The sequence below is a fragment of the Rathayibacter sp. AY1B8 genome (genome assembly GCF_002932775.1).
Taxonomy (GTDB): domain Bacteria; phylum Actinomycetota; class Actinomycetes; order Actinomycetales; family Microbacteriaceae; genus Rathayibacter.
This window is the reverse complement of record NZ_PSWJ01000004.1, coordinates 60,988-81,046: the sequence shown is the minus strand read 5'-3', so window position 1 is coordinate 81,046 and position 20,059 is coordinate 60,988. Positions and strand designations below refer to the sequence as shown.

The window sequence follows — 20,059 nt, the reverse complement described above, 5'->3', positions numbered from 1 at the left end:
CGAGCATGTCCGCAACGACCAGTCGCCAGTTCGACACGATCGCGAGAAGCGACCCGTCAACGCGAGAGTCGGTCGCTACTTCTTCGATGCCTTGGGCTTCTCGGGGGACTGGTCGGTACCGCTTGTAGAGCGGGACGCCGTTCGCGTCGTGGTCGTACGGCTCGCCGATCCCGAGGGTCGCGTAGTCGGCTTCCGTCCAGTCCTCGATCCTTTTGGGCGGGCACCCTCCGCCTCTTTCGCGGCGAGGTCACGCTCTGGCCCCCAAAGCATCTCGGCGGCAGCGTCGGCGTATTGCCGGGAACGCGCCCAGAAGAGCGTCGCGTAGACGCCCATACGGTGCAGCGTGTCCCGGCCGATCCCGTCCGCGATCATCTGGTCATAGACGGGGCCGAGGGCGGGGTGGCCGTCGTTGGGGAGTCCGTCGAGGATCGCCTGCACCTCGGGAGGTACCGCGTCGGCGCCGACTTCCGCGCGCACTGCGAGGGCGAGGAGTTCGCGCATAGCCGCGACGCTGGGCTCGGGAACCGTGTAGGTCCGCGAGCCCAGCGTCAGGACGAGATCAGGGCGCGCCCAGGCCCCGAAGTCGACAGCGCTCACGCCCCGCCGTCCTCCTCAGTGAGGGGGTTGGTGATCTCGTCGTAGGCTCCGACACCGGTCAGGGTCCAGTTCTGGATCTCGGACGAACCATCCGGACCGATGTTCGCTCGTCCCTTGGACACGGTGGCGATGCCGCGACCGGCGTCATCGGGGTTGGGCACTCCGCCAGCCACAGAGTCGGGCTGGTGGTACCAGCGGACCTCGATCTGCGCGGCGGCTCCCTTCGATCCGGGCTTGGTGCGGGCGAACAGGGCCTCAACCTCTTCGAGGTACTTGCCGGTCGTGCCGGAGCGGTTCACCTGCGTGGCGAAGGCGAGCGACCAGCTCCAACCCGTCGTCTCGTTGTTGGGAGAGCCCTCGTCGTCGTAGGTCTGGCCATCCTTAGTGATGGGCGTCTCGGTGAGCTGGTAGTTGAACATCTTCCGGACGGTCTGCCAGTCAGGGGCAGCCCGAGTTCCGAGGTTGACGTCAACCCCGTACTCGTAGGACTTGCCGAGGATGGTGCCGGCGGGAAGAGCGTTGATGGTTGCGCGAGTCATGATGCCTCCGGGTTGTCGAGCGTGACTAGGTAGTTGTCGGTCCGTTGCTCACGGCCGTTGGTGTCGGCTCCCAGAGGGGCCATGGAAAGACGGCGGATGCCGCTGATTCCCTCCCGGCGGGAGAGTCCTTGAAAGTGGGCGAACGCTTCGCCGGCCATCCGGTCGGCGCTAGCGATGTCGCCCTTTTTGCCGCGGAACCGCAGCTGCACCCATCGGAGGGTGAGCCCGGTGACGTGGTCGTCGTCCCCGCCGTACACGCGGACAGACACGGACCGATTGGCGGACTCGGACGATCTGCCGTAATCGATACGGACGTCAGACGCTGCGTACGTGGCGGTGGTCTCCGGCTTCCACTTCCAGCCGTCGATCTCGCCGAGCAGCTCGCAAAGGACGATGGTCAGTGCCGCGTCATCCATCGAGAGCTCCCTGCACGTGCTTGGCGATGATGTCGCCCACCTTCGGGCGCACCTCTGCCGCAGCGCGCTCGAGGAACTTCGGGCCGCCGCCGCGCGGGTGCTCGTAGTCGAGGTCCTCGTGCTGCAGTCGGGCGACGAACGACTCGTAGCCGGCTTGCGCGGTCAGGTCGTCGACGTGGGCGAAGGATGTGCCCTCGGTCTCGCCGGTGTCCTTCGGAGCGAGCTCGTTCGACCGTTCGATGACCGTCTGAGCGGCTTCGAGGAGACCCTCTTGGGCGGCCTTCTCGAGGAGGGATAGGACGGGGCGGTAGTAGCCCACGAGCCACCTCCTACTTCAGGTAGAGCGTCTGGAAGGAGGGCAGCGTCGGGTGCTGTCCTCGGGTGATCGAGATGACCGGCGCTTCACGCTCACCCGTCAGGCCCGGCCAGACGGTGACCATTGATCCCAGCGGGATGACCTCGTCGAAGTCGACGGTCACCTGCGTGCTGGAAGTCGTTTCCGAACTCGACGACGTGGTTACCGTCTCGGTGCCGTCCACTACGAAACAGGAGACCTCGACCGGCTCCGCGTAACCGCCGCCCAATCCGCCGCCCGAGGTGTGGGTCCGGACGATGGCGCTGTGCGGCAGGAAGTAGTCCGGAAGCGGGATCGTCATTCCAGCCACCAGAGCGGGTCGCTGGTGGGCGGGTAGCTGACGAGAGGGACCGTGAACGCCTGCTGCGTCCGCGGCCTCAGCATCCGTTTGTGCTCCTCGGTCAGCATGAGCGTCCGGCCGGGCCTGTCGTAGGACCAGGACTCCGAGAAGGGGCCCATGGTCCGAGACTTCTGTGTCACGGGGTCGACGTTCGAATCGGCCATCATGACGAAGACGACCATCTCGCGAGAGACGGTCTTACGGACGGCGAGCTCCGCCGCGCTCACCTCGATCGGGGCGAGAGGAGGGGGGGCATAGGCGTCGATGCGGACCGCGGCGTCCTCGAGCAGGGCAGCTGCGCGAGTCTCCTGGCCCGCGGGGAAGCCCGGCCAGATCGCTTTCACGTCCTCAGCGGTTGCGTAGGTCATGGCCGGGCTCCTCCCTACTTCGACTGCGACTTTGCGGGTGCGGGCTTGCCGGAAGCGGGGCGCTTGTCAGCGGTCGCGGGCGCCCACTCGGACGAGCCGAGTCGAGCCGCCGTCTCCGCATCGACGTTGACGATCACGCCAGTTGTCTTGTTGCGGAGCCGGGGCATCAGGCGACCTTGTCCTCGATGACGGCGAACTGATCCGCGAAGACGTACCAGCCGTAGACGATCTCCGCGCGAAGCAGGTTCTCGTTGTGACCGGCGAGGTCACGGCCGGTGTTGTCCGGGTCGCCGAACTCGAGGACTCGGAACGGGATGGTGCGCTGCACGCCCCACCGGATGCCGGACTGAAAGTTGCCGACGATGCCGCGCACCTTGTTGTCGGTGGTGCTGCCGTCGGTGGGCTTGCCCGAGACGGTCGTCGAGATCGCCGCGTTCACGCCCTGGAAGTTCGTGACGTCCGTGCCGAGGCCGAGCTCAGGGAACTTCTTGCGACCGTCGGCGTAGCGCGCGGTGGAGAGCGTCCACGCGTGCTTCGGGTCGAACGCGACGCCGTTGACGCCGTAGCCGGCGCCGATGACAAGGCCAGCGGCCTGCTCGAAGTCGAGATCCGCGTTGGCGCCAGCCTCGACGCGCTTGGTGGTCGTGTTGAGGTAGTTCGTCCAGGTGGTGATCGCGTTGCCGGTCCGCGGGTTGACGCGGTAGTACAGACCGAGGTCGAGCGCGCGTGCGAGAGCGAGCGAGCACTTGTCCGCGAAGCGGTCGAGGATGCCGGTCTGGTACTCCTCGTCAGCGTGCTTGAACTCGTCCGAGGTGCGCATCTGCACGACGGCCTTGCGCGGGAGCGCGGTGACGAAGGACGGCTTGGCGTCCGACGAGCCCTTCGCGCCCGACTCCTCGACGAACTCGGCGGTCAGGTCATCGTCGAAGGTGATGAGATCGACGTTGCCGAAGCGCATGGCTTCCTGGCCGGAGAGGGCAGCGACAGTGGAACCTGTCTTCGCCTTCTCGACGATGCCGTCTGCGATCTGAGTGGGGAAGCGGAGGTCCGCTACCTGTGCGGTCATGGTGGTGCTCCTTAGGTCGATTGCTGGTCGAGAGCGTCGATGACGCCCGCCCAGGGGGATGTCTTGGCTTTGGTCGAGGGGCTGTCGCCCTGTGAGGGGATGACCGGCGCTTCCTGCGCCGTGAGGAGAGGCTTGAGCTCGGCAGCGTGCTCCTCGAGCTCTTCCTTCGTGGAGCCGCGCAGCAGGTTCACCGGGATGCCGGCTGTCTTCGCGATGTCGGACCGCAGCAGCGTGATCTGCTTCTCGGACTCAAAAGCTGAGACCTTCGATTCCGCCGCTGTCGCCCGCATCACGGCCGAATCGCGTTCCTGCTCGAGAGCTGCCTTCGCTGTGTCTGAAGCGTCGGCGCGCTTCTTCAGGTCCGGGTAGTCCGCGTACTTGGCCTCGACGCGAGCGATGCGCTCCTTGACGAGACCGTCGAACGCGTCCTGAGACTCGATGGTGACGGGGAACTCCATGTGCTTCTCCTTGTGCCCCGATTGACCGCTCGGGTAGGCGTGAACCCGCGAGTAGCGGGTGGTATGTGGGTAGATCAGGCAGACGCGATCCAGTCGCGGATCTTCGCGTTGTGATCGGCTTTCTGCGCGGGAGTCATGCCGCCCGTGTAGCGCGACGCCTCGTACGCTCGAACGTCGACCTCGGGCGCATTCGGGTCCCAAGAGGGGACAGCGACGCAACCGCAGTCGTTGTGCGCGGCGAAGTCACCGTCGTACTTGTAGACGCCCTTGCCGGCGAGCTTCTTGCAGAAGTCGCAGCCGTCCGACCGCGTCTTGCGGTACCAGCCCGACGCACGCGGGTCGCGGGTAGTGGCGCCGACGATCGTCAGCCGTGAGGGCTCAACGACGTACCGTTCGACGGGCGCGAGCAGAGAAGGCAACGCGAGAGCCGCCGCGCCCGTGAAGAGGTACTGCGCCGCGAACCGGACAGTCCTCTCGATACGGAACCGCTCGACCGAATCGGCCACCTGCGCGCGGAAGCGACCACGGACGTTCGCGCCCGCCCGCACCTCGTCGTACCAGTCAGCCGCGACCGAAGCGGCACCCTGCCCATACGAACGCACCAGAAGGGGCACGTACTGCAGCAGGGCCTCCCGGACCGCTTCCGGTTTGTCGAGGTTGAGCGACCCGAAGAACTGATCGAGCTCCTCGCGAACCTGCCGCGCCACTCCGGCCTGCAGATCCCGGAGGACGCTCGCTTGCCGGTCGGTGACCACGCGCTACTTCTCCTCGAGATCGCCGGCGTCGCTCGCGGGCATGCGGAGCGAGGCGGGCACGGCACCGGTGAATGGAATGCCCTCGAGGCCGATGCGCGCTGCGGCTGCAGCGGGATCGACTCCCGCTCGGATGGCGACGCCAAGCGCGTCGAACTTCGCCTTCAGATCGGCGGCGTCGGGGGCAGAACCTCCGGCCGCATCGCCTGCGTCGCCGCGTGCAGCGAGGAGCGCCGCCATGTTGAACGCACCCTCGGTCCGGCGCTTGTCCGCAAGCAGGCGCGTGATCTCGGCGCTCGAGAACCCGGCGTACTCAAGAGCGACCTCAGTGTCTCCGAGCCACGGGAACACGGTGACGAGCTTCGACAGCGCGTCCGCGGCGGTGACCGGGGACGTGAACGCAGGGTTCTGCCAGTTCGCTTTGATCTGGCGCAGCTCGTCGGTCGCGGCGTCCCTGCCGTCGCGCAGTAGAACCGCGCGACGGGCGACCTGCCGGAGTGACGCGCCGAACCCGCGAGTGGCCGCGCGAGCCGACACGATGAGATCCTTCTCGGCCGCATAGAGCGCTTCGGCCGACGGTGGGTTGTCCTGCACGATGCCAAGCGAGGAAATCGGCAGACCCGTCTCCCCGGCCATCTGCGAGGCGTACAGACGATGCAGGTCCGTGAGGGGCTGAGTAGTCATCTGCGGGAGTTGCTGGACGGTAGGAGTATCACCGTCCTCGTCCTTCGTGAGCGCGAACCAGCGGTCGATAGCGGCCTGCCACTTGCCGTTCGCGAACGTGTCCGGTGCGACGCCGAGCGCGACCATGCGAGGGGCCGCGTAGAAGTCCGCGCCGATCTCAGTGCGGATGACGTTCATGAGTGCCTTGTCGGTGATCGACATGACGGCGCGCGAGATCCGCGAACGTCCGAACGGACGGTCAAGCTGCGGGTCATAGGTCAAGGGCTCTGCGAGCACCTCGTTGAGGAGGTTCGGCCGGCGGTCCGCGACCCAAGCGCCCGACGGACGGCGCGAACAGATCAAGACGGCCGCCGGAAGGTAGACGTCCATCCGGGTCGGGCGCCCGTCTCGGTCGAGCTCCGAGATAGCGAGGAACGCGGAAACAACGCGGCGCCGCTTGTCCCAGAGCGCTGCAGTCCACTCGGCCGAACGAGGAAGGATCATGACCGCTGGCTCGCCGGACTGAGTGTCGCCCTTGAGGGTCGTGATGAACGAGCACGAGTGCTTGAGCGATGACGTGATCGCCTGCGGAAGCTCGAGATCGAAGCGGTTGTCGTCGAGGAGAGCGCCGAGCTCGAACGGGTCCTGGTCCTGATCCGGCGCCACGAAGCCATCGAAAATGGTTCGAGACCCGAGACCCGAGACCGCCTTCTCCGGCCAACCCAGCGTCGCCCGCATACGGGCGAATGCCTCCGGCGGGATGTTGCCCGACGGCTTGAGCAGCATCTTCCCGTCGTAGTACGTCGACCGCAGGACGTTGCGCGGGTACTTCTCTCGCCACGTAGCGAGCAGCGAACGGATCACGTCGAACTCGGCATCCGAGACGCCCGACATGAATCGGGGCAGGGTGTCAGCGGGGGAGTACGGGGCGACAGCGATCACAGGAGCTCCGCCTTTCGTCCAGGTACTCGCTTGCTCGTCCTCGACCCGAACAGGGCGAGGCTGATCGACTCCATCGGTGTCTCATCCCCATCAGGGGTTGTCGCTTCCCATCCCCAAGCGCCGGCCGCATTCCGCTTCTTCATGTCGCACACCGCCACTGACTCGTCGAGAACTGATTGGCCGTCGGAGTCGAGATGCGACAGGGTGCCGTCTTTCACGGCCTCCCACGTCATCGCGCAGGCAGTCGTGTAGTTCGGGGTAGTTGCGACAGTGATGAGCCGCTGAGGGACGCCACGGTCGCGCAGAGCCTGCTGCAGCACGTTCGCGCCAGCCGCTCCCGAGATCACGATGACGGCCGAGTCTCGCCAGCACCCGGCGAGCCAGTCCGCCAGAGCACCGATGCCAAGCTCGACAGGACCGCTCTGCGCATCGATGAGCTCGACGTGAAACCCCGACGAGTGCTTGCGGCAACCGGCGAGCGACACTCTCGAACCGTCCTGAGAGAAGGCGACGCCGTAGGAAGGGATGCCCTCCGGCGCCGACTCCACGCCGCACCGCGACCAGAGCGCGGCCGAGATGAGCCGCGAGCCTTCCGACTCGTCATCCCATCGTCCGAGAGCCTCCCGCAGCCACGCGTCATCCGAAGGGAGGTTCTCGCGCATCCGATCGATCGACTCCTGAGGAGTGCGGTGCGGGTAAGATGGGTTCGCCTTCGCGATCTGGTGCTTGTCGTCCAGCTTCGGGCCGCCAGGCTTCCCGACATTGGGGTCCGCAGACGTCTCGATGTAGAGGCTGTTGCCACCCACCGCCACCACATCGGCGCTGTCACCAGCGATCGCGAGCGCCTTCCGGCGACGAGCCTTGAACGCGTCGCCAGGATCGACCGGACGGGGTGGAGTGCCCATGAAGATGAGGAGACCGCCGTGCGGGTTCCGCGACTGGTTCGCCGCAGGGACCATGTCCTCAAGCGCCTTCTCCGTGAGGATCTGCGCCTCGTCGAAGACTTCGATGTCGACCTCGTCGAAGCCACGACCGAAGCCCTGCTCGCGGGCACCGAAGAGGATGCGAGAGCCGTTCCGAAACTCGATCTCCTGCTGCCCGTTCGTGGACCTCAGACCATCCGAGCGATTCACAGCAAGGTACGGCTGGACTGCCGGCTTCCGCGCGTACGCGGCGAGCTTCTGGAACGTCATTGAAGCTGTCTGCGAACGATGCGCAGTCCACAACGCCGTCGTCTCCGGAAAGATCGTGGACAGCGCGAACACCATGCGGCCGACGATGAACGTCTTCGCCACCTGACGCGGGATGGAGAACGTGACGCCACCGACAGTGCAGGCGTACTTGCCGTCAGCACGCAGCCCAAGGGTCAGCTGCCCGAGGCCGTCCTGCCACTTGTCGAACTGGTCGCCCCACTCACGGCACCGCTCCTCAACTTCGTACCAGACAGAGTCGACGATGCCCTCGGGAATGATGACGTGACGAGCGACCTCAGATAGCAGTCTGGTCGAAGGATCGGCGCGCACTCTGCCGTCCCTCCTGCCGTTCCCGCTCCTGCTTCGCCGACGCGTCCATCCGGCGCACCTCGACGTCGAGCCGATCCATCTCCGCGATCAGACGAGCTAGAGCATGAGGCGGAACACCCTCGTCTATGACGTCCGCGATCTGCTTCCGCGCCCGAACCAGGAACGCGCGCCGGTCGAGCTGCGTAGCGCCGGCCATCGTCTCCGCGATCGGCTGCTCGACCTTCTCATCCGGACCCACGGCTCGAAGATTGCGCGTCATCGCGGGCCTCCGATCGTTTTTTCCGGCGGGGAGATATTGGCGCTACTCCTCCGGGGTCGCCCCTCCTCAGGGGGAGGGAGGTGGTGCCCAGGGTGCCGACGGCGATGGGGTCGCGACGCTGCGGGGTCGCTGCGACTTTCGGCGGGGCATCGAACTGGTGCGCGATGTCCGGCCGTTGTCACGCGCCTAATGCCGGTCCCCATCCGCTCGATGCGATGATCGGCGGGCGGGGCGCTCGGGGTTCGGGGTCGGGCTTGTTCGACCGCTGGTTGTTGCACCAGCGGTGGAGCAGTCGGGTGTTCTCGCGGGAGAGTGGGTCGCCGCCTCGGCTTGCGTGCTGGATCTCGTCGACCTCGGGGAACATGTCGTCGTGGTGGTGGCGTGCCAAGGCTGTCTGGGCGTTGAGCCAGTCAGTGGGCCATGGGCATGCAGGCCACGCGCAGTGTGCGCCGGCTGCGAGTAGGCGCTTGCGCAGCTCTCGGCGCCTGTGCCCGTTCGCGTATCGCGGGTTGGTGGTCACGCCTTACGCTCGAGTAGCCGCCGCCGTGTTTCGTCATCAAGGCGGTCGCCTACTGACCAGGTGTACAGCGGCGCACCCTGGCCGTCATACCCAACGGGCACGGGCTCGTTCACTGCCTGGCTCGTTCGTTGGTGACGCGCTGATAGACGAGGCAGGATGCGCAAGTCCCGGCTGGGTGCCCGGTGTCACAGTGCGCGCAGTAGGTGAGGCTGTCGGCGTAAGCGTGCATGTCTCCGCCGCAAGCACATGACTTCATCGTCCGCTCCGATCCGGGTTACGGGGTGTTGCCTCGTGCTCGCGTCGCTTGCGTGTGCGCTTAGCTGCTGTGTCGACGGCCGAGGCAAGTGGTGTTCGCAGTTCTCGTCCGCTGTCGACGACACTTTGTCTGCCGGTTGAGAGGGGCTCGCTGCGAAGTCGGGTTCCGTCAGCGCGCTATCGTCACTGGCATGGGGAACTCTGCAGCAGGGACGATAGAGATCAAGCCGGCGGCGATCGGTGATGCGCTCGCGACGGCACGAGACGACACGGCAGGCGGCCTCTCTCACGAGGGCTTAGTTCGAGTGGCGGAACGGGTGCTGGGCCGCTGCGAGAATACGACTGGGTTTGGTTTAGCCGCGGCAGCACTATTGCTTGCCGGCGTGCCTGGTATCGATCAGTCGGAGCATCAGGTGTGGCAGACGGGCGTCCTCGTGTTCTTTGCGCTTATTTCGCTAGGGAGTGCGCTTCTGGCCGAGCATGCCGCGGTGAAGTGGCGGGCAGTTCTTGACAAGGACGACCTCAGTACGGTGGTGCCTCGGCGCGGCTGGTTCAGTCACCTGTTCACCCGGGTGCCTAGTCGGACAACGACGGAGGCGCCTCAGCCCGAAACCGGTGAGGCGCCTTCTCGTTCGTAAGTGGGGTGCACTTCTATGTCTGGGGACATCCTACACTCGCGCCACCGAGACGCAAAGCAAATCGGTAGCGCCGGGATCGGATCACCGCGTGAAGTGCCGGCTCCTCGCGCAGGGCCGGTCGACAACTACTTCGTGGTGCGGAGCGAGTGGGCCGTGTACTTCGAAACCGACGAGAAGCTTGAAGCCGGGCATACCGTTCGCCCTGACGGCGGGATCGATGCGCTTCAGCGTCCCAGCGATGCGCGCTCCCGCTCCCGCGTCGCCGATACGGGCGAAGCTGACGCGGGCGCCGATGTGTTCCGGTGCAAGCGTCGAGGCGGTGAAGCGTCGTGTGCTGGTTCGTACGGCTGGCATGGCCTCGAGTTGTGCCGTTGGTTCGTCGAGGGTGAGCCACTCCGCGAGTGCGGCGGCGGCGGTCTCGGTTCCGAGCCGAGTGATTACCGCGATGAACTGGTGCTCGAGTGTGTTCACGAAGCCTCCGCCGGCACGGGGGTGACGTACTTCCGGATGAGGTGGTCGCGGCCTCGCCCCGGCCGACGGAGGTTCTGCTGTTCTTCGTTGTAGGCGAGGACCGCGGCGGAGTACTCGTCTTCGGTCCAGATGTGCCCGCAGCCGTCGCAGCGGATGGTGCGGGTGCCACCTTCCGTCTCGGCCGGGAAGATGGCGATGCGTCGGGGCCAGCAGCAGGTGACGCCGTCCGTGTGGGGCATGCGTGACCATGCTGCAGTCATCTGCCGGGGCCACTTGCGGTCGAGGGATCGGAAGTATCGGGCTTCGCCGATGAAGTAGTCGATGACGTCGACGTACTCGTCGGTGAACGCCGAGCTGAAGATCGCTTCGAGATGGTCGTCGAGCCACCGGGCGATGAAGGCCGTCTCGCGCTGCGCGGACCAGGATGAGACGCCGGTTGTGAACCCCTTCACTCGTCCGGTCGGGGTGCGCCAGGCGTTGAGGGCGACGGGCGGCTTCGTGACCTTCAGTCGGACGGCGAACAGTCCGGCGAAGCGTACGAGCTCCTCGTAGATGCCGTTGACGTCGTCGAACGCGGACGTGTTGAACGGGAGTGGCGCTTCCTGTTGGACGGAGATCTCGGACTCGTCGGCGCTGGCGGGCGTGCCGATGAGGTTGGCGATGTGTCCGGCGAGTGTGGGGGCGAGGCGGAGGCCGGCGCGGGTCGAGTGGAAGCAGCGGTCGCAGAAGCGGCCGTGACGAGCGCCGAGGATCTCGGGCTGGTCGTCCTTCTCGGTGCCGCGGCGGGCGCAGCTGTTCACGCAGGGCAGTGCGGTCGGGTTGGTGAGTTCCGGCTGGGCAGTGGTCATGACGGTTCTCCTAGAGGTCGTGAGGCATGTAGGCGGGCATCCAAGGCAGTTCGCCTTCTGCTCCGCGACGGAGGTAGGTGGGCCATTCGCGCTGTTCCCGGTCGCCGCGCCACTTGACGACGGTGACGAGGGAGTCGTCGCCCTCGACGGGCCGCAGGCCGAAGCCGAACTCGGGCCAGCCCATAAGCGCTGATGCGCCGCGAGGTCGGAGGTCACGGTCTCCGCCGAGCGACTTGGCGTGCCCGGCGTGCGCTTCCATCAGCAGGCAGATGCCGCGTTCCCTGAACGAGTCGAGAGTGAGGATCATCTGCGCGGCGTCGTCGTTGGATTCGAGGCCCTTGGGTACGAGCTTGTAGAGCGGTCCGATGTAGAGCAGGTCTGGCTTGTGGTGGTCGAGGAGGGCGTGCACTTCGTTGATGTCGGACTGCAGGGTGAGGTCAGGGCGGATGCCGGCGCTGACGATGACGTTCGCGCGGGGGTCGCCTGTCCCGATGCGGCTGACGTGACTGGTCACGTATCGGGCGCCGCGAGCCCACTGCTGTTCGGAGTTCTCGGCGTCGATGACCAGCACCTTCCGCGGCGGGAAGGTCCCTCGCTGGTCGAAGGGGTGGACGCCGGCGGAGATCGCGATGGCAATCTGCCTCAACAGGTGGCTCTTGCCGGAACCTTCCCCTCCGGTGACGACGAGACGGTCTCCCCGCTCGAGCAGGTCGGGGATCAGCCAGTCGTGGATGACCCGAGTGTCGAGGATCTCGCCGAGTGGCTTCGGGTGCAGCTTGGCGCTGGTCGTCCCGGCAGCATCCTCGAGGTCTCGGCGCCGGGCTTCGGCCTTGACTGCCAGGAAGCGGCGTTCGGCGTCGACGGCCTCCTCGAAGGCTGGATCGACGGGTGCGGCGTCGGCTGCGACCTCGATGCGGACGAAGTCGGCGATCCCGAGCCCGGCCGTGATGTGGTCGGCCGCGTCCTTCCCCGCGGCGGATTCGACGATGTACGCCTGTCCGGTCGTCAGTCTGTCCAGGAGAGCGCGAAGGCCCGGTCCGCGAGTGCGTCCCGCCTCGTCCCGGTCTTGGACGACGTAGAGGTCGCTGCGGCCGGCGAGCGACGAGTAGTCGGCGCGCGCCCACGAGTTCGACCCCATCGGTGCGGATACGGCGGTCACGCCTTCGCCGGCCAGCACGTCGGCGTCTTTCTCGCCCTCGGTGACGTAGATGTCCCTTCCTTCCGCGAGCGCTGCAGCGAGGTCGATGCCGGCCGGTTCGTAGAGGGGCACGACGGAGTCGTCGGCGATCTTCTGGAAGAAGCGCTTGTCGGGGGTGCGATGCACAGTCCGGACCGTGCGACCGGCGTGCTTGTACTCGTAGTCGATCCCCTTCGGGTCGTCGAACAAGTCGGACATCGTCCATCCGAGCGACGAGGCGATCGCGTCAGCTGTGCATCCTGCGAAGCAGAAGGTCAGCACTTGGCCGCGGCCTCGCTTGATTGACAGGCTGGGGCGGCCGTCAGGGTGCGCGGAGCACTGCGCTATCCACTTGTCCTGCCCCGCGGCCTTCACGGTCTTTCCGTTGGCGAGCAGGGCGTCGACGAGGGCCATGGTCGCGTCAGCCATTCGAGCTCTCACCACCCGCGACGGCTCCGATGAGCCGGAAGGAATCCCCGATGAGCCGGTCGCGGTCTCGGAGCACCGACGCGAGCTGCGCCTCGGCTTCCTCCTGCGCCCTCAATGCGCGGTCCCGCTGTTCGCGGGCGACGGTAAGCGCCCGGCTCACGACAGGGCCTTCCGCGGCTCTGAGTACGCGTCGACCGAGGTGACGTCGTCAATGATGTCGGCCGCCCAGCGGGTTCCGACCGGGGGAGCCGGGTGCGGACCGCGGACCTCGATCAGACGGGCATGCTCGCGGCGGAGAATCTGCACGATGTGTCCGGGCTCGAGGTACACGGAGGGCGACGAGCGGCGGAACTCGATGAGCGCCCTCACGGCATCCGTGTAGGCGACACCGGCAAGCACTTCTTGCCAGGCTGCAACGATGGGGTCCGAGATTTTCCGGGAGTCGATCGCGGACGCCCTAATGAGGAGCTGGTGCGCTTCCTTCGAGTTCATGCTGGTCACCTCCGTATCGGGCGTTGAAGGCGGCGAGGTTCGCGTCGACTGCGGTCGGTCGAGCTCCTGCGCCGTTGTCGCGGTTGTACTGCGCGTTGGCCTTCGCGCGCAGCGTCGAGTACTGCTCTCGGAACTTCGCCATCGAGCGGATGTTCGCGGACCAGAATTCGTCGGCCGTGGCCCACCGCATCAGGTTCTCGATCTGGATGGGCGTGTACCCGTCGAGGCGGATGAGCCGGTCGCACGACTGCCACCACGACTTGCCGACGGTTCCGACCTTGTGGCCGTTGGCTCTCACGAGCGTCGCGAGCAGATCGGAGAGGTGGAGGACGTCGGAGGAGAACGCCCCTCCGTCGGACGCGTCAGCGTCGGACGAAGAAGGCTGTTCCCCTGTTCCCCTGTTCCTCTGTTCCCCTGTTACAGGCGCTACCTTTTCGGGAGGCCTCGCGAGGGTGTCGCGAATGCCGCGGTAGGAGGCGGTGTCGACGACCTCCGCGTACTCATAAGTGCCGTCTGGCCTGGGGAAACGTCCGCGGCCCGGCTTGTCGATGCGCTGCAGGTCCTTCCACTTGTCGATGTAGAGCAATTCCTCACCTTCGACTGAGTAGCGGGCGATCAGCCCGTGCTGGTGGAGGGTGGAAATGGCTTCGGTAAGCCTCGCGAGGGTGTCGCGAGGGCTCCTGGCGAGGTCGCGACCGAAGACGTCGCTGGCGATCGTCTCGAGGTCGTCCTTGCCGACCCCGTTGTCATCCACGTAGGACTCGAGGCCCTTGAGGACGAGGCGTTGCTCCCAGGTGAGCGCGGCGATCGTCTTGGATCGCCAGAACTCGGGCTTCGTTGCTCGAATCCTCACGGCGTGCTCGCCTCCCGGTTCTCGTTGAGCACACTGCGAGCGATCGACTCCGCGAACCCGAGGAGGTGAGGCTCAAGCGAGCCGGCCGGGTGGGTCGTCAGAGCGCGGCGTGCCAGGGCGAGCACGGTGCTGGCGTAATGGGTTGCGAGTAGCCCCCCGCCTAGGCCCGCGACCTTGTCCTCGAAGGTGTTGACAACCGGCTGACCGCTCGCGAAGAGGGCGGACCCGACCACGTTGCGGATACCGAGGAGACGCTTCTCCGCCTGCTGGATGAGGTCGAGTAGTTCGGCGCGGTCGCAGGCGATCGGGGGGACGGCGGGCGTCGAAGTTTCGGCGCTCATGCGGTAGCTCCTGCCATCGGGTCGCGGACGTACCGCGAAGCGTTGACGGTCTTGGTGTTCTCGGCGGCGGACCACTCGGCGGTCGCGATGATCTGGCGAGCGAGAACACGTGCCTGTGTGACGGTCAGCGTCTGCTCGGCCGCGATGGACACGTGCAATTCCTCACCTACAAGGGTCGGAACGACGACGGCGGTCAGAGGGGGAGGTGGGGGAGCCCACCGCGATGCCCTCACAGCTCGTCATCCGTCATGCCGTCGGCCTCGGCATCAAGATTGGTTGCGATGCTGCGCAGTTCGGCGACGAGGTTGCGCAGCCCGGCCTTGCCGACGGTGAGGTCGATCTCGAGGAGCACGTTGTACCGGTCGCGTCCTTCGTCGTCGATCTTCGACCCGACCGCCTTGAGGGTGTTGCCGCCAACCTCAGCTTCGAGGGAGGCGAAGTCGGCGAGATCACGGTCGTCGACCCCGTGGTAGCCGGTGCTGCTCTCGAGGGACAGATCGAGCGCGTCGTGGCCGGAGCACCAGGAGTAGACGGTGCAGCGGACGGCGGAGAGGAGGACTAGGCGCGTGCGTGCTTCGTCGGGGTGCGCCTCGGCGCCGTAGGTGCCCAGGAAGTGGCCCGAGGCCGAGCCGTCGGCGTGGTGCCAGTCGGTGCTCGCGTGAAGCCGCTCGAAGTCGGGCATCGCGGCGCGGGTCGAGTAAGTCGTTCTTCCGTCGGGCCGGCGATTGACGTACACGCGGTCGGGCCATGCGAGGGTGCGCCCGAGGTGGTTATCGATGTCCGAGGTCAGGATGTCGATGACCGGCACGACCTCGGAGGGGAAGCGGGCATCGCGCGGCGGGCGGGTGGCTCCTTCTGTGATGTTGGCCGACTGGGATACGATTGCGGTGAGCATTTCAAGGACTCCTTCTTGTTGTTCGAACGCCTCGTAGTTCCAGCTGCGAGGCGTTTGCTCTGTCACGAGCCGAGCCGTCAGGGCGCGGGGGTGAGCCGTGAGGTGAGCCATTCGTCGAGGTCGGTCGGGTAGAACGCGAGGAGCCTGCCCTGCTTGTAATGCCGGGGCCCCTCGCCGAGGTGCACGAGGTTGTAGAGGGTCTGGGGCTTGATCCCGCAGTAGGCGGCGGCATCTGGCGTACGGAGAACCGGACCGACCAGGTGAGTCGACGCAGTCGGACTGGCGAGCAGCTTCTCCATCAGGCGAGGACCGCCGCCGCTTGAGCTTCGCGCTCGGCCGGGGAGACGACGACGTGCGTAAGTGGCACGTCGAAGTACTGAGCGACGAGACCGAGCTCGTCGATCGTGAAGGACGTCGCACCGAGCAGGCGGCGCTTGAGAGTAGAGTTCGAGATGCCTGTCCCATCGGACAGCGCCTCGATCGACTCACCGCGTTCGGCGAGTAGCACTCGAATGGCACGGCCCGCTCGGGAGTTCGGGGTGTCGTAGTTCATGTGGAATAATCTAGTCCAGATGAACTAGTCCCGCGACCAGCTGGACTAAATCGGGTCAAATCTGACACACTGAACCCGTGACGAACTCCTCGGTCCATGACTATACGCGGCAGACCGCCGCCATCCTGCGCGGCCTAGTAGCTCGCTACGGGGTGACCCAGGCTGAACTGTCCGCCGCCGTCGGCGTCTCGCAGTCGCAGCTCTCGAAGATGCTCCGGGGGCAGCGCCCGATCGACATCGACCAGCTCGAGGGCATGGCTCGTGCGCTCGGGACCTCGGGCTTCGCCGTCCTGAAGGAGGTCGAGGACACTCTCGCCGACTTCGATGTCACGCCGGCCACGGCGCTCATCTTCGTGGAGGAGGGGCTGCGCTTACCCGAGCCCTTCGACACCACCGGCTGGGGATCTAGCCCAGTGGTGGAGCCCTACGGCACGGTCCGGAAGCGGACTGGCGCAGAGGGCTAGGCGTCGACCGCTGTGCACCGCGACGAGAGGAACGACCATGGGTAGGCCGCCGCTACCACTCGAGACCTGGGGCACCATCCGACGAACGACCGTCGCGGGCAAGCCCACTGCAGTCGCGTACTACCGCGACTCCGACGGACGCACCCGGAAGGCGCAACGTACGGGGAGATCAGCGGCGGCCGCAGAGGCGGCGCTCCGCGCAGCGCTGCGGGATCGCTTCGCTCCGACGGCCGAGATCCTAACCCGCGAAAGCACGATGGCCGAGCTCGCGGCGAAGTGGCTCGAGCAGGTGCGATCCGACCGGAAGGCTGCGGCTACTGTCGCCCGATACGAGTCGACCGTCGCGAAGCACATTGGGGCGATCCGCGACGTCCGCATCAGGGAAGCAGGGACTGCACGACTCGACCGTCTTGTCGCACGCGTCGCCGAGCAGTCTGGCCCCGCGCAAGCGCGCATGGTCGCAGTCGTGCTTTCAGGGATGATGAAGCTCGCAGTCCGATACGACGCCGCTCCGACGAACACCGCCGCCGGCATACGTGCGCCGTCCGTTGACATACGGGATGTACGCGCGCCCACGATCGATGAGATCCGGACGATGCGCGAAGCACTGCGCCTGTACGACCAGCGGCCAACCCACCGGTCGGGCTCTCTTCGAGACCTCGCGGATCTCGGGGACTTCCTCGTCGGCACCGCAGCGCGGCCCGGCGAGGCTCTCGCGTTGCGCTGGGTCGACGTCGACCTAGACGCGGCGACCGTCACCATCTGTGGCACCGTCACAAGGGTGCCGGGGGAGGGTCTGCACCGTCAGGAGTGGACGAAGAGCACGTCCGGCTTGAGGACGCTGGTGCTGCCACCTTTCCTCCATCAGGTGATGATCCGTCGGCGCCGGGCCTCGTACTGCGAGTGGGTGTTCCCCTCCTCTACGGGCACATTGCGGTGGCCGGAGAACATGAGGGTGCAGTGGCGCGATGCGCTCGCGGATACAGACGTCGCGTGGATCACGCCGAAGTTCCCGCGGAAGGCGGTCGCGACCTTGCTCGACGCGACCCGGGGCGAGGTGGCGGCGAAGGATCAGCTCGGACAAGCGGATGTGGCAGTCACCCGCCGCAACTACATCGAGCGGGCGAAGATGCGCCCCGACGTCTCAGACGTGCTCGATGCGTTCGCCAACTGAGAGGTTCGCGCAGCGTCTGCGGCGTGCGAAGTCAACCGCGGTGATTCGTTCGCCGCTCAGATTTTCGAGCGTGCAATACTGATTCGAGGACCCCGCCGCACCGCCACCCTCACGTCCTCCAACGAGAGGGACACCCGATTCGCTTGGGGTCTCCGTCGTTCCTGGAAGAAGAGAGGGGTTGGTGACCGTGACGACCGCAATCGAAGTTGCTGGCTACCTGGCGACGAAGGGTCGCGTCCCGAGCTGGGACAGCATGAAGCTGCAGAAGCTCGTCTACTTTGCCCAGGCATGGAACCTGGCTTGGACCGCGCGCCCCCTCTTCGACGAGGACTTCCAGGCTTGGTCGAACGGGCCCGTGGTGCGCTCCGTCTACGCGAAGAACAAGTACGGAGTGCTACCGGCGGAAGTTGAGCTGTCAGACGAGGTGAAGGAAACGCTCGACTCTGTACTCGCTTTCTATGGCGACCGAGGGTACGAGGAGCTGATCCAGCTGACGCATGACGACGCGCCCTGGCTCGAGGCGCGTCGCGGTTTGCCCGGTGGTGCTCCTTCGCGAAAAGTCGTCAGCCAGAAGACGATGTTGGACTTCTACTCGTGCATGGCACTTGAGGGCGGCGACATACCTCGCCGGACTGCTCGGCCGGTTCAGGCCGATTCAGCCGAGGTTGCGGCGGCTGCGCGCCGAATCATTGAGCGATGGAGCGCCGGTCTTGCGCTCCTCGCCCACAAGTGACGCGGTTCCTCTCCGTCGACCAAGTCATCGAGCTCCACGACGCTCTGGACGGAGCGTCTCTGATCGATCGAAGCAAGCTTGAGGGCGCTGTAGGGCGCCCTCAAGCTTCCTTCGATGGGGGCACGTTGCTTCACCCGACGATCTATATGCAGGCCAGCGTGCTCCTCCATGGCATTGTTGCCGCTCACGCCTTCGCGGACGCAAACAAGCGGACAGCCTGGGTAGCAACACTTACGTTCCTGGACCTCAACGAGGTGCAGATCATCACGCTCGACGACGAGTACTGGTCCGATTACATGGTCGAGGTGGCCGTCCACGTGCATTCCGAGGAAGACACGGCGTTCTGGTTCGCGGCTCTTGATCCGGCGAACGCACGCCTGCTCTGACACGCCGTTTGCAGGCAAAGTAGCGAGTAAGTAGCGAGCTTCGGGTCAGGCGGCGAGTGCCGACCGGAGCAGAAACGGCCGCTGACCAGGCCATGGAGCGAGTGACGGGAATCGAACCCGCGCCATCTGCTTGGGAAGCAGAAGTTCTACCATTGAACTACACTCGCGCGGCGCCGCTCGGGCGCACCAGGACATCGTAGCAAGGCCCGGAGCCGGCCCATGCCCCCGGGTCGCGCCACGCCCTAGGATCGCAGCGTGCTCCTCTCCGACCGCGACATCTCGCTCGAACTCGCCTCCGGCCGCGTGGGGCTCGCCCCGCACGATCCGTCGATGCTGCAGCCGTCGTCCGTCGATGTGCGCCTCGACCGCTTCTTCCGGCTGTTCGACAACCACCGCTACCCGTACATCGATCCGGCCGAGGACCAGCCCGAGCTGACCCGCCTGGTCGAGACGCCGCAGGGCGAGCCGTTCATCCTCCACCCGGGAGAGTTCGTGCTCGGCTCGACCTACGAGGAGGTGTCGCTGCCGGACGACATCGCGGCGCGCCTCGAGGGCAAGAGCTCGCTCGGACGGCTCGGACTGCTGACCCACTCGACCGCCGGGTTCATCGATCCGGGCTTCACCGGCCACGTCACCCTCGAGCTCAGCAACGTCGCGACGCTCCCCATCACGCTCTGGCCGGGGATGAAGATCGGCCAGATGTGCTTCTTCCGCCTCAGCTCGCCCGCCGAGAAGCCCTACGGCTCGGCGGAGTACAGCTCGCGGTACCAGGGCCAGCGCGGTCCGACCGCGTCGCGGTCGGCGCTCAACTTCCACCGCACGGACGTCTACACCGACTGACTCCGGCGCAGGGATCAGGGCGTAGGGGTCAGCCCAGCAGGCGGGGGAGCTGCAGCACGAGCCAGGGGGAGAACGCCCAGGGGGTCGAGCGGACGGCGGCGAGCGTCGCCTCGGCGTCGACCCACTCGTAGTCCATGACCTCGTCGAGGCGCGGATCGAGGGCGTCGCGGCTCGACAGCGTCGCCGTGTAGACGGGGCAGATCTCGTTCTCGACGACGCCGGACGCGTCGACCGCGCGGTAGCGGAAGTCCGGCAGGGCGACCTCCAGCGTGGCCAGCCGGGCGCCGAGCTCGCGCTCGGCCCGGCGGACGACGGCGTCCTCGATCCGCTCGCCCGGGGCGGGGTGCCCGCAGAAGGAGTTGGTCCAGACGCCCGGCCAGGTGCGCTTCTCGAGTGCGCGGCGGGTCACCAGAAGCGCGCCGTCCGGGGAGAAGACGTGGCAGGAGAACGCGAGGTGCAGGGGAGTGGCCGTGTCGTGCACGGTCGCCTTGTCGGCGACCCCCACGGCGTTCCCGGCCTCGTCGAGGAGGACCACCTGCTCGATCCGGTCCGTCTGCACAGTGGCGGCTGGCGAAGTCATACCCGCAAGTCAAGCACGCCGCAACACATCAGCCGGCTTATCGTCCTGGTTCTCCCCTTTGTTAGCCTTCCCACGTGGATACGCGCGACCCCGTGGTTCTGTCCCGGTTGAGGCAGGAGCACGTCGATGCCG

Annotated in this window: 30 protein-coding genes and 1 tRNA gene; 6 read left to right on the top strand and 25 right to left on the bottom strand. The window is 66.5% G+C overall.

The window, feature by feature from the left end:
- Positions 1-75: 75 nt before the first annotated feature.
- The 13 genes from C5C63_RS04575 to C5C63_RS04520 all read right to left on the bottom strand — a co-directional run bounded on the left by C5C63_RS04575 (position 76) and on the right by C5C63_RS04520 (position 8,278).
- A complete protein-coding gene (locus C5C63_RS04575) occupies positions 76-597 on the bottom strand; it encodes a hypothetical protein (protein WP_104325565.1) in 522 nt (173 codons plus the stop codon).
- A complete protein-coding gene (locus C5C63_RS04570) occupies positions 594-1,136 on the bottom strand; it encodes a phage tail tube protein (RefSeq protein WP_104325564.1) in 543 nt (180 codons plus the stop codon). The genes C5C63_RS04575 and C5C63_RS04570 overlap by 4 nt, the downstream gene beginning before the upstream one ends.
- A complete protein-coding gene (locus C5C63_RS04565) occupies positions 1,133-1,552 on the bottom strand; it encodes a minor capsid protein (protein WP_104325563.1) in 420 nt (139 codons plus the stop codon). The genes C5C63_RS04570 and C5C63_RS04565 overlap by 4 nt, the downstream gene beginning before the upstream one ends.
- Positions 1,545-1,871: a hypothetical protein gene (locus C5C63_RS04560; protein ID WP_104325562.1), complete on the bottom strand. Its 327-nt coding sequence runs from the start codon at positions 1,869-1,871 to the stop codon at positions 1,545-1,547. Before C5C63_RS04560 ends, C5C63_RS04565 begins: the two co-directional genes overlap by 8 nt.
- A 10-nt stretch (positions 1,872-1,881) precedes the next feature.
- Complete coding sequence (locus tag C5C63_RS04555) at positions 1,882-2,208, bottom strand: hypothetical protein (RefSeq protein ID WP_104325561.1); 327 nt, start codon at positions 2,206-2,208, stop codon at positions 1,882-1,884.
- On the bottom strand, positions 2,205-2,615 hold the full coding sequence (locus C5C63_RS04550) for a Gp19/Gp15/Gp42 family protein (protein ID WP_104325560.1): 411 nt from the start codon (positions 2,613-2,615) through the stop codon (positions 2,205-2,207). Before C5C63_RS04550 ends, C5C63_RS04555 begins: the two co-directional genes overlap by 4 nt.
- Before the next feature lie 14 nt (positions 2,616-2,629).
- Positions 2,630-2,782, bottom strand: a complete 153-nt coding sequence (locus C5C63_RS16925; protein WP_181110555.1) for a hypothetical protein — start codon at positions 2,780-2,782, stop codon at positions 2,630-2,632.
- Positions 2,782-3,681: a phage major capsid protein gene (locus tag C5C63_RS04545; RefSeq protein ID WP_104325559.1), complete on the bottom strand. Its 900-nt coding sequence runs from the start codon at positions 3,679-3,681 to the stop codon at positions 2,782-2,784. Before C5C63_RS04545 ends, C5C63_RS16925 begins: the two co-directional genes overlap by 1 nt.
- 11 nt (positions 3,682-3,692) lie before the next feature.
- Positions 3,693-4,139 carry a hypothetical protein gene (locus C5C63_RS04540; RefSeq protein ID WP_104325558.1) on the bottom strand — a complete coding sequence of 149 codons (447 nt, stop codon included), beginning with the start codon at positions 4,137-4,139 and terminating at the stop codon, positions 3,693-3,695.
- A gap of 74 nt (positions 4,140-4,213) precedes the next feature.
- Positions 4,214-4,894: a hypothetical protein gene (locus C5C63_RS04535; protein ID WP_104325557.1), complete on the bottom strand. Its 681-nt coding sequence runs from the start codon at positions 4,892-4,894 to the stop codon at positions 4,214-4,216.
- A 3-nt stretch (positions 4,895-4,897) separates the two neighbouring features.
- On the bottom strand, positions 4,898-6,496 hold the full coding sequence (locus C5C63_RS04530; RefSeq protein WP_104325556.1) for a phage portal protein: 1,599 nt from the start codon (positions 6,494-6,496) through the stop codon (positions 4,898-4,900).
- Positions 6,493-8,019, bottom strand: a complete 1,527-nt coding sequence (locus C5C63_RS04525; RefSeq protein ID WP_104325555.1) for a terminase — start codon at positions 8,017-8,019, stop codon at positions 6,493-6,495. The genes C5C63_RS04530 and C5C63_RS04525 overlap by 4 nt, the downstream gene beginning before the upstream one ends.
- Entirely contained in the window at positions 7,985-8,278 is a 294-nt protein-coding gene (locus C5C63_RS04520) for a hypothetical protein (protein ID WP_146086353.1), read from the bottom strand. The genes C5C63_RS04525 and C5C63_RS04520 overlap by 35 nt, the downstream gene beginning before the upstream one ends.
- A gap of 966 nt (positions 8,279-9,244) precedes the next feature.
- On the opposite strand from C5C63_RS04520, the gene C5C63_RS16670 reads away from it, so the two are divergent.
- Positions 9,245-9,691 carry a hypothetical protein gene (locus C5C63_RS16670; RefSeq protein WP_146086352.1) on the top strand — a complete coding sequence of 149 codons (447 nt, stop codon included), beginning with the start codon at positions 9,245-9,247 and terminating at the stop codon, positions 9,689-9,691.
- 81 nt (positions 9,692-9,772) lie between these two features.
- Here C5C63_RS16670 and C5C63_RS04515 read toward each other — a convergent pair whose 3' ends face one another.
- The 10 genes from C5C63_RS04515 to C5C63_RS04475 form a co-directional block, all read right to left on the bottom strand.
- Positions 9,773-10,162, bottom strand: a complete 390-nt coding sequence (locus C5C63_RS04515; protein WP_104325553.1) for a hypothetical protein — start codon at positions 10,160-10,162, stop codon at positions 9,773-9,775.
- Positions 10,159-11,010 (bottom strand): hypothetical protein, encoded by an 852-nt coding sequence (locus C5C63_RS04510; RefSeq protein ID WP_104325552.1) that lies wholly within the window; start codon positions 11,008-11,010, stop codon positions 10,159-10,161. Before C5C63_RS04510 ends, C5C63_RS04515 begins: the two co-directional genes overlap by 4 nt.
- 10 nt (positions 11,011-11,020) lie before the next feature.
- Entirely contained in the window at positions 11,021-12,601 is a 1,581-nt protein-coding gene (locus tag C5C63_RS04505) for an AAA family ATPase (protein ID WP_181110554.1), read from the bottom strand.
- Positions 12,602-12,772: 171 nt separating this feature from the next.
- Positions 12,773-13,108: a hypothetical protein gene (locus C5C63_RS16665; RefSeq protein WP_146086351.1), complete on the bottom strand. Its 336-nt coding sequence runs from the start codon at positions 13,106-13,108 to the stop codon at positions 12,773-12,775.
- Positions 13,074-13,961, bottom strand: coding sequence for a hypothetical protein (locus tag C5C63_RS04495; RefSeq protein WP_104325549.1), 888 nt, complete (start codon positions 13,959-13,961; stop codon positions 13,074-13,076). Before C5C63_RS04495 ends, C5C63_RS16665 begins: the two co-directional genes overlap by 35 nt.
- A complete protein-coding gene (locus tag C5C63_RS04490; RefSeq protein ID WP_104325548.1) occupies positions 13,958-14,302 on the bottom strand; it encodes a hypothetical protein in 345 nt (114 codons plus the stop codon). Before C5C63_RS04490 ends, C5C63_RS04495 begins: the two co-directional genes overlap by 4 nt.
- Complete coding sequence (locus C5C63_RS16920; protein WP_181110553.1) at positions 14,299-14,454, bottom strand: hypothetical protein; 156 nt, start codon at positions 14,452-14,454, stop codon at positions 14,299-14,301. Before C5C63_RS16920 ends, C5C63_RS04490 begins: the two co-directional genes overlap by 4 nt.
- Positions 14,455-14,531: 77 nt before the next feature.
- A complete protein-coding gene (locus C5C63_RS04485) occupies positions 14,532-15,197 on the bottom strand; it encodes a hypothetical protein (protein ID WP_104325547.1) in 666 nt (221 codons plus the stop codon).
- Between the two features lie 77 nt (positions 15,198-15,274).
- Complete coding sequence (locus C5C63_RS04480) at positions 15,275-15,496, bottom strand: helix-turn-helix domain-containing protein (protein WP_104325546.1); 222 nt, start codon at positions 15,494-15,496, stop codon at positions 15,275-15,277.
- Positions 15,496-15,750: a helix-turn-helix transcriptional regulator gene (locus C5C63_RS04475; protein ID WP_104325545.1), complete on the bottom strand. Its 255-nt coding sequence runs from the start codon at positions 15,748-15,750 to the stop codon at positions 15,496-15,498. Before C5C63_RS04475 ends, C5C63_RS04480 begins: the two co-directional genes overlap by 1 nt.
- Before the next feature lie 77 nt (positions 15,751-15,827).
- On the opposite strand from C5C63_RS04475, the gene C5C63_RS04470 reads away from it, so the two are divergent.
- The 4 genes from C5C63_RS04470 (at position 15,828) to C5C63_RS04455 (ending at position 18,507) form a co-directional block, all read left to right on the top strand.
- Positions 15,828-16,214 (top strand): helix-turn-helix domain-containing protein, encoded by a 387-nt coding sequence (locus C5C63_RS04470; RefSeq protein WP_104325544.1) that lies wholly within the window; start codon positions 15,828-15,830, stop codon positions 16,212-16,214.
- A gap of 37 nt (positions 16,215-16,251) precedes the next feature.
- Entirely contained in the window at positions 16,252-17,388 is a 1,137-nt protein-coding gene (locus C5C63_RS04465) for a tyrosine-type recombinase/integrase (protein ID WP_104325543.1), read from the top strand.
- A 181-nt stretch (positions 17,389-17,569) separates the two neighbouring features.
- Complete coding sequence (locus C5C63_RS04460) at positions 17,570-18,121, top strand: Panacea domain-containing protein (RefSeq protein WP_104325542.1); 552 nt, start codon at positions 17,570-17,572, stop codon at positions 18,119-18,121.
- The gene (locus C5C63_RS04455; RefSeq protein ID WP_104325541.1) at positions 18,085-18,507 is read left to right on the top strand and encodes a type II toxin-antitoxin system death-on-curing family toxin; all 423 of its coding nucleotides are present in this window, start codon (positions 18,085-18,087) and stop codon (positions 18,505-18,507) included. The genes C5C63_RS04460 and C5C63_RS04455 overlap by 37 nt, the downstream gene beginning before the upstream one ends.
- 93 nt (positions 18,508-18,600) lie before the next feature.
- On the opposite strand, the gene C5C63_RS04450 is transcribed toward C5C63_RS04455, so the two are convergent.
- Positions 18,601-18,674, bottom strand: a tRNA-Gly gene (locus C5C63_RS04450).
- Between the two features lie 88 nt (positions 18,675-18,762).
- Between C5C63_RS04450 and dcd the strand changes: the two genes are divergently transcribed.
- A complete protein-coding gene (gene dcd / locus C5C63_RS04445) occupies positions 18,763-19,347 on the top strand; it encodes a dCTP deaminase (RefSeq protein ID WP_104222898.1) in 585 nt (194 codons plus the stop codon).
- A gap of 28 nt (positions 19,348-19,375) precedes the next feature.
- Here dcd and idi read toward each other — a convergent pair whose 3' ends face one another.
- Entirely contained in the window at positions 19,376-19,927 is a 552-nt protein-coding gene (gene idi, locus C5C63_RS04440; protein ID WP_104222897.1) for an isopentenyl-diphosphate Delta-isomerase, read from the bottom strand.
- Positions 19,928-20,059 lie beyond the last annotated feature (132 nt).

Bases quoted from the DNA above. Each gene is read 5' to 3' on its own strand.
- C5C63_RS04570 (WP_104325564.1), bottom strand. From the start codon at position 1,136: ATGACTCGCGCAACCATCAACGCTCTTCCCGCCGGCACCATCCTCGGC.
- C5C63_RS04565 (WP_104325563.1), bottom strand. From the start codon at position 1,552: ATGGATGACGCGGCACTGACCATCGTCCTTTGCGAGCTGCTCGGCGAG.
- C5C63_RS04555 (WP_104325561.1), bottom strand. From the start codon at position 2,208: ATGACGATCCCGCTTCCGGACTACTTCCTGCCGCACAGCGCCATCGTC.
- C5C63_RS04550 (WP_104325560.1), bottom strand. From the start codon at position 2,615: ATGACCTACGCAACCGCTGAGGACGTGAAAGCGATCTGGCCGGGCTTC.
- C5C63_RS16925 (WP_181110555.1), bottom strand. From the start codon at position 2,782: ATGCCCCGGCTCCGCAACAAGACAACTGGCGTGATCGTCAACGTCGAT.
- C5C63_RS04545 (WP_104325559.1), bottom strand. From the start codon at position 3,681: ATGACCGCACAGGTAGCGGACCTCCGCTTCCCCACTCAGATCGCAGAC.
- C5C63_RS04540 (WP_104325558.1), bottom strand. From the start codon at position 4,139: ATGGAGTTCCCCGTCACCATCGAGTCTCAGGACGCGTTCGACGGTCTC.
- C5C63_RS04520 (WP_146086353.1), bottom strand. From the start codon at position 8,278: ATGACGCGCAATCTTCGAGCCGTGGGTCCGGATGAGAAGGTCGAGCAG.
- C5C63_RS16670 (WP_146086352.1), top strand. From the start codon at position 9,245: ATGGGGAACTCTGCAGCAGGGACGATAGAGATCAAGCCGGCGGCGATC.
- C5C63_RS04510 (WP_104325552.1), bottom strand. From the start codon at position 11,010: ATGACCACTGCCCAGCCGGAACTCACCAACCCGACCGCACTGCCCTGC.
- C5C63_RS04505 (WP_181110554.1), bottom strand. From the start codon at position 12,601: ATGGCCCTCGTCGACGCCCTGCTCGCCAACGGAAAGACCGTGAAGGCC.
- C5C63_RS16665 (WP_146086351.1), bottom strand. From the start codon at position 13,108: ATGAACTCGAAGGAAGCGCACCAGCTCCTCATTAGGGCGTCCGCGATC.
- C5C63_RS04490 (WP_104325548.1), bottom strand. From the start codon at position 14,302: ATGAGCGCCGAAACTTCGACGCCCGCCGTCCCCCCGATCGCCTGCGAC.
- C5C63_RS04485 (WP_104325547.1), bottom strand. From the start codon at position 15,197: ATGCTCACCGCAATCGTATCCCAGTCGGCCAACATCACAGAAGGAGCC.
- C5C63_RS04480 (WP_104325546.1), bottom strand. From the start codon at position 15,496: ATGGAGAAGCTGCTCGCCAGTCCGACTGCGTCGACTCACCTGGTCGGT.
- C5C63_RS04475 (WP_104325545.1), bottom strand. From the start codon at position 15,750: ATGAACTACGACACCCCGAACTCCCGAGCGGGCCGTGCCATTCGAGTG.
- C5C63_RS04465 (WP_104325543.1), top strand. From the start codon at position 16,252: ATGGGTAGGCCGCCGCTACCACTCGAGACCTGGGGCACCATCCGACGA.
- C5C63_RS04455 (WP_104325541.1), top strand. From the start codon at position 18,085: ATGGAGCGCCGGTCTTGCGCTCCTCGCCCACAAGTGACGCGGTTCCTC.
- idi (WP_104222897.1), bottom strand. From the start codon at position 19,927: ATGACTTCGCCAGCCGCCACTGTGCAGACGGACCGGATCGAGCAGGTG.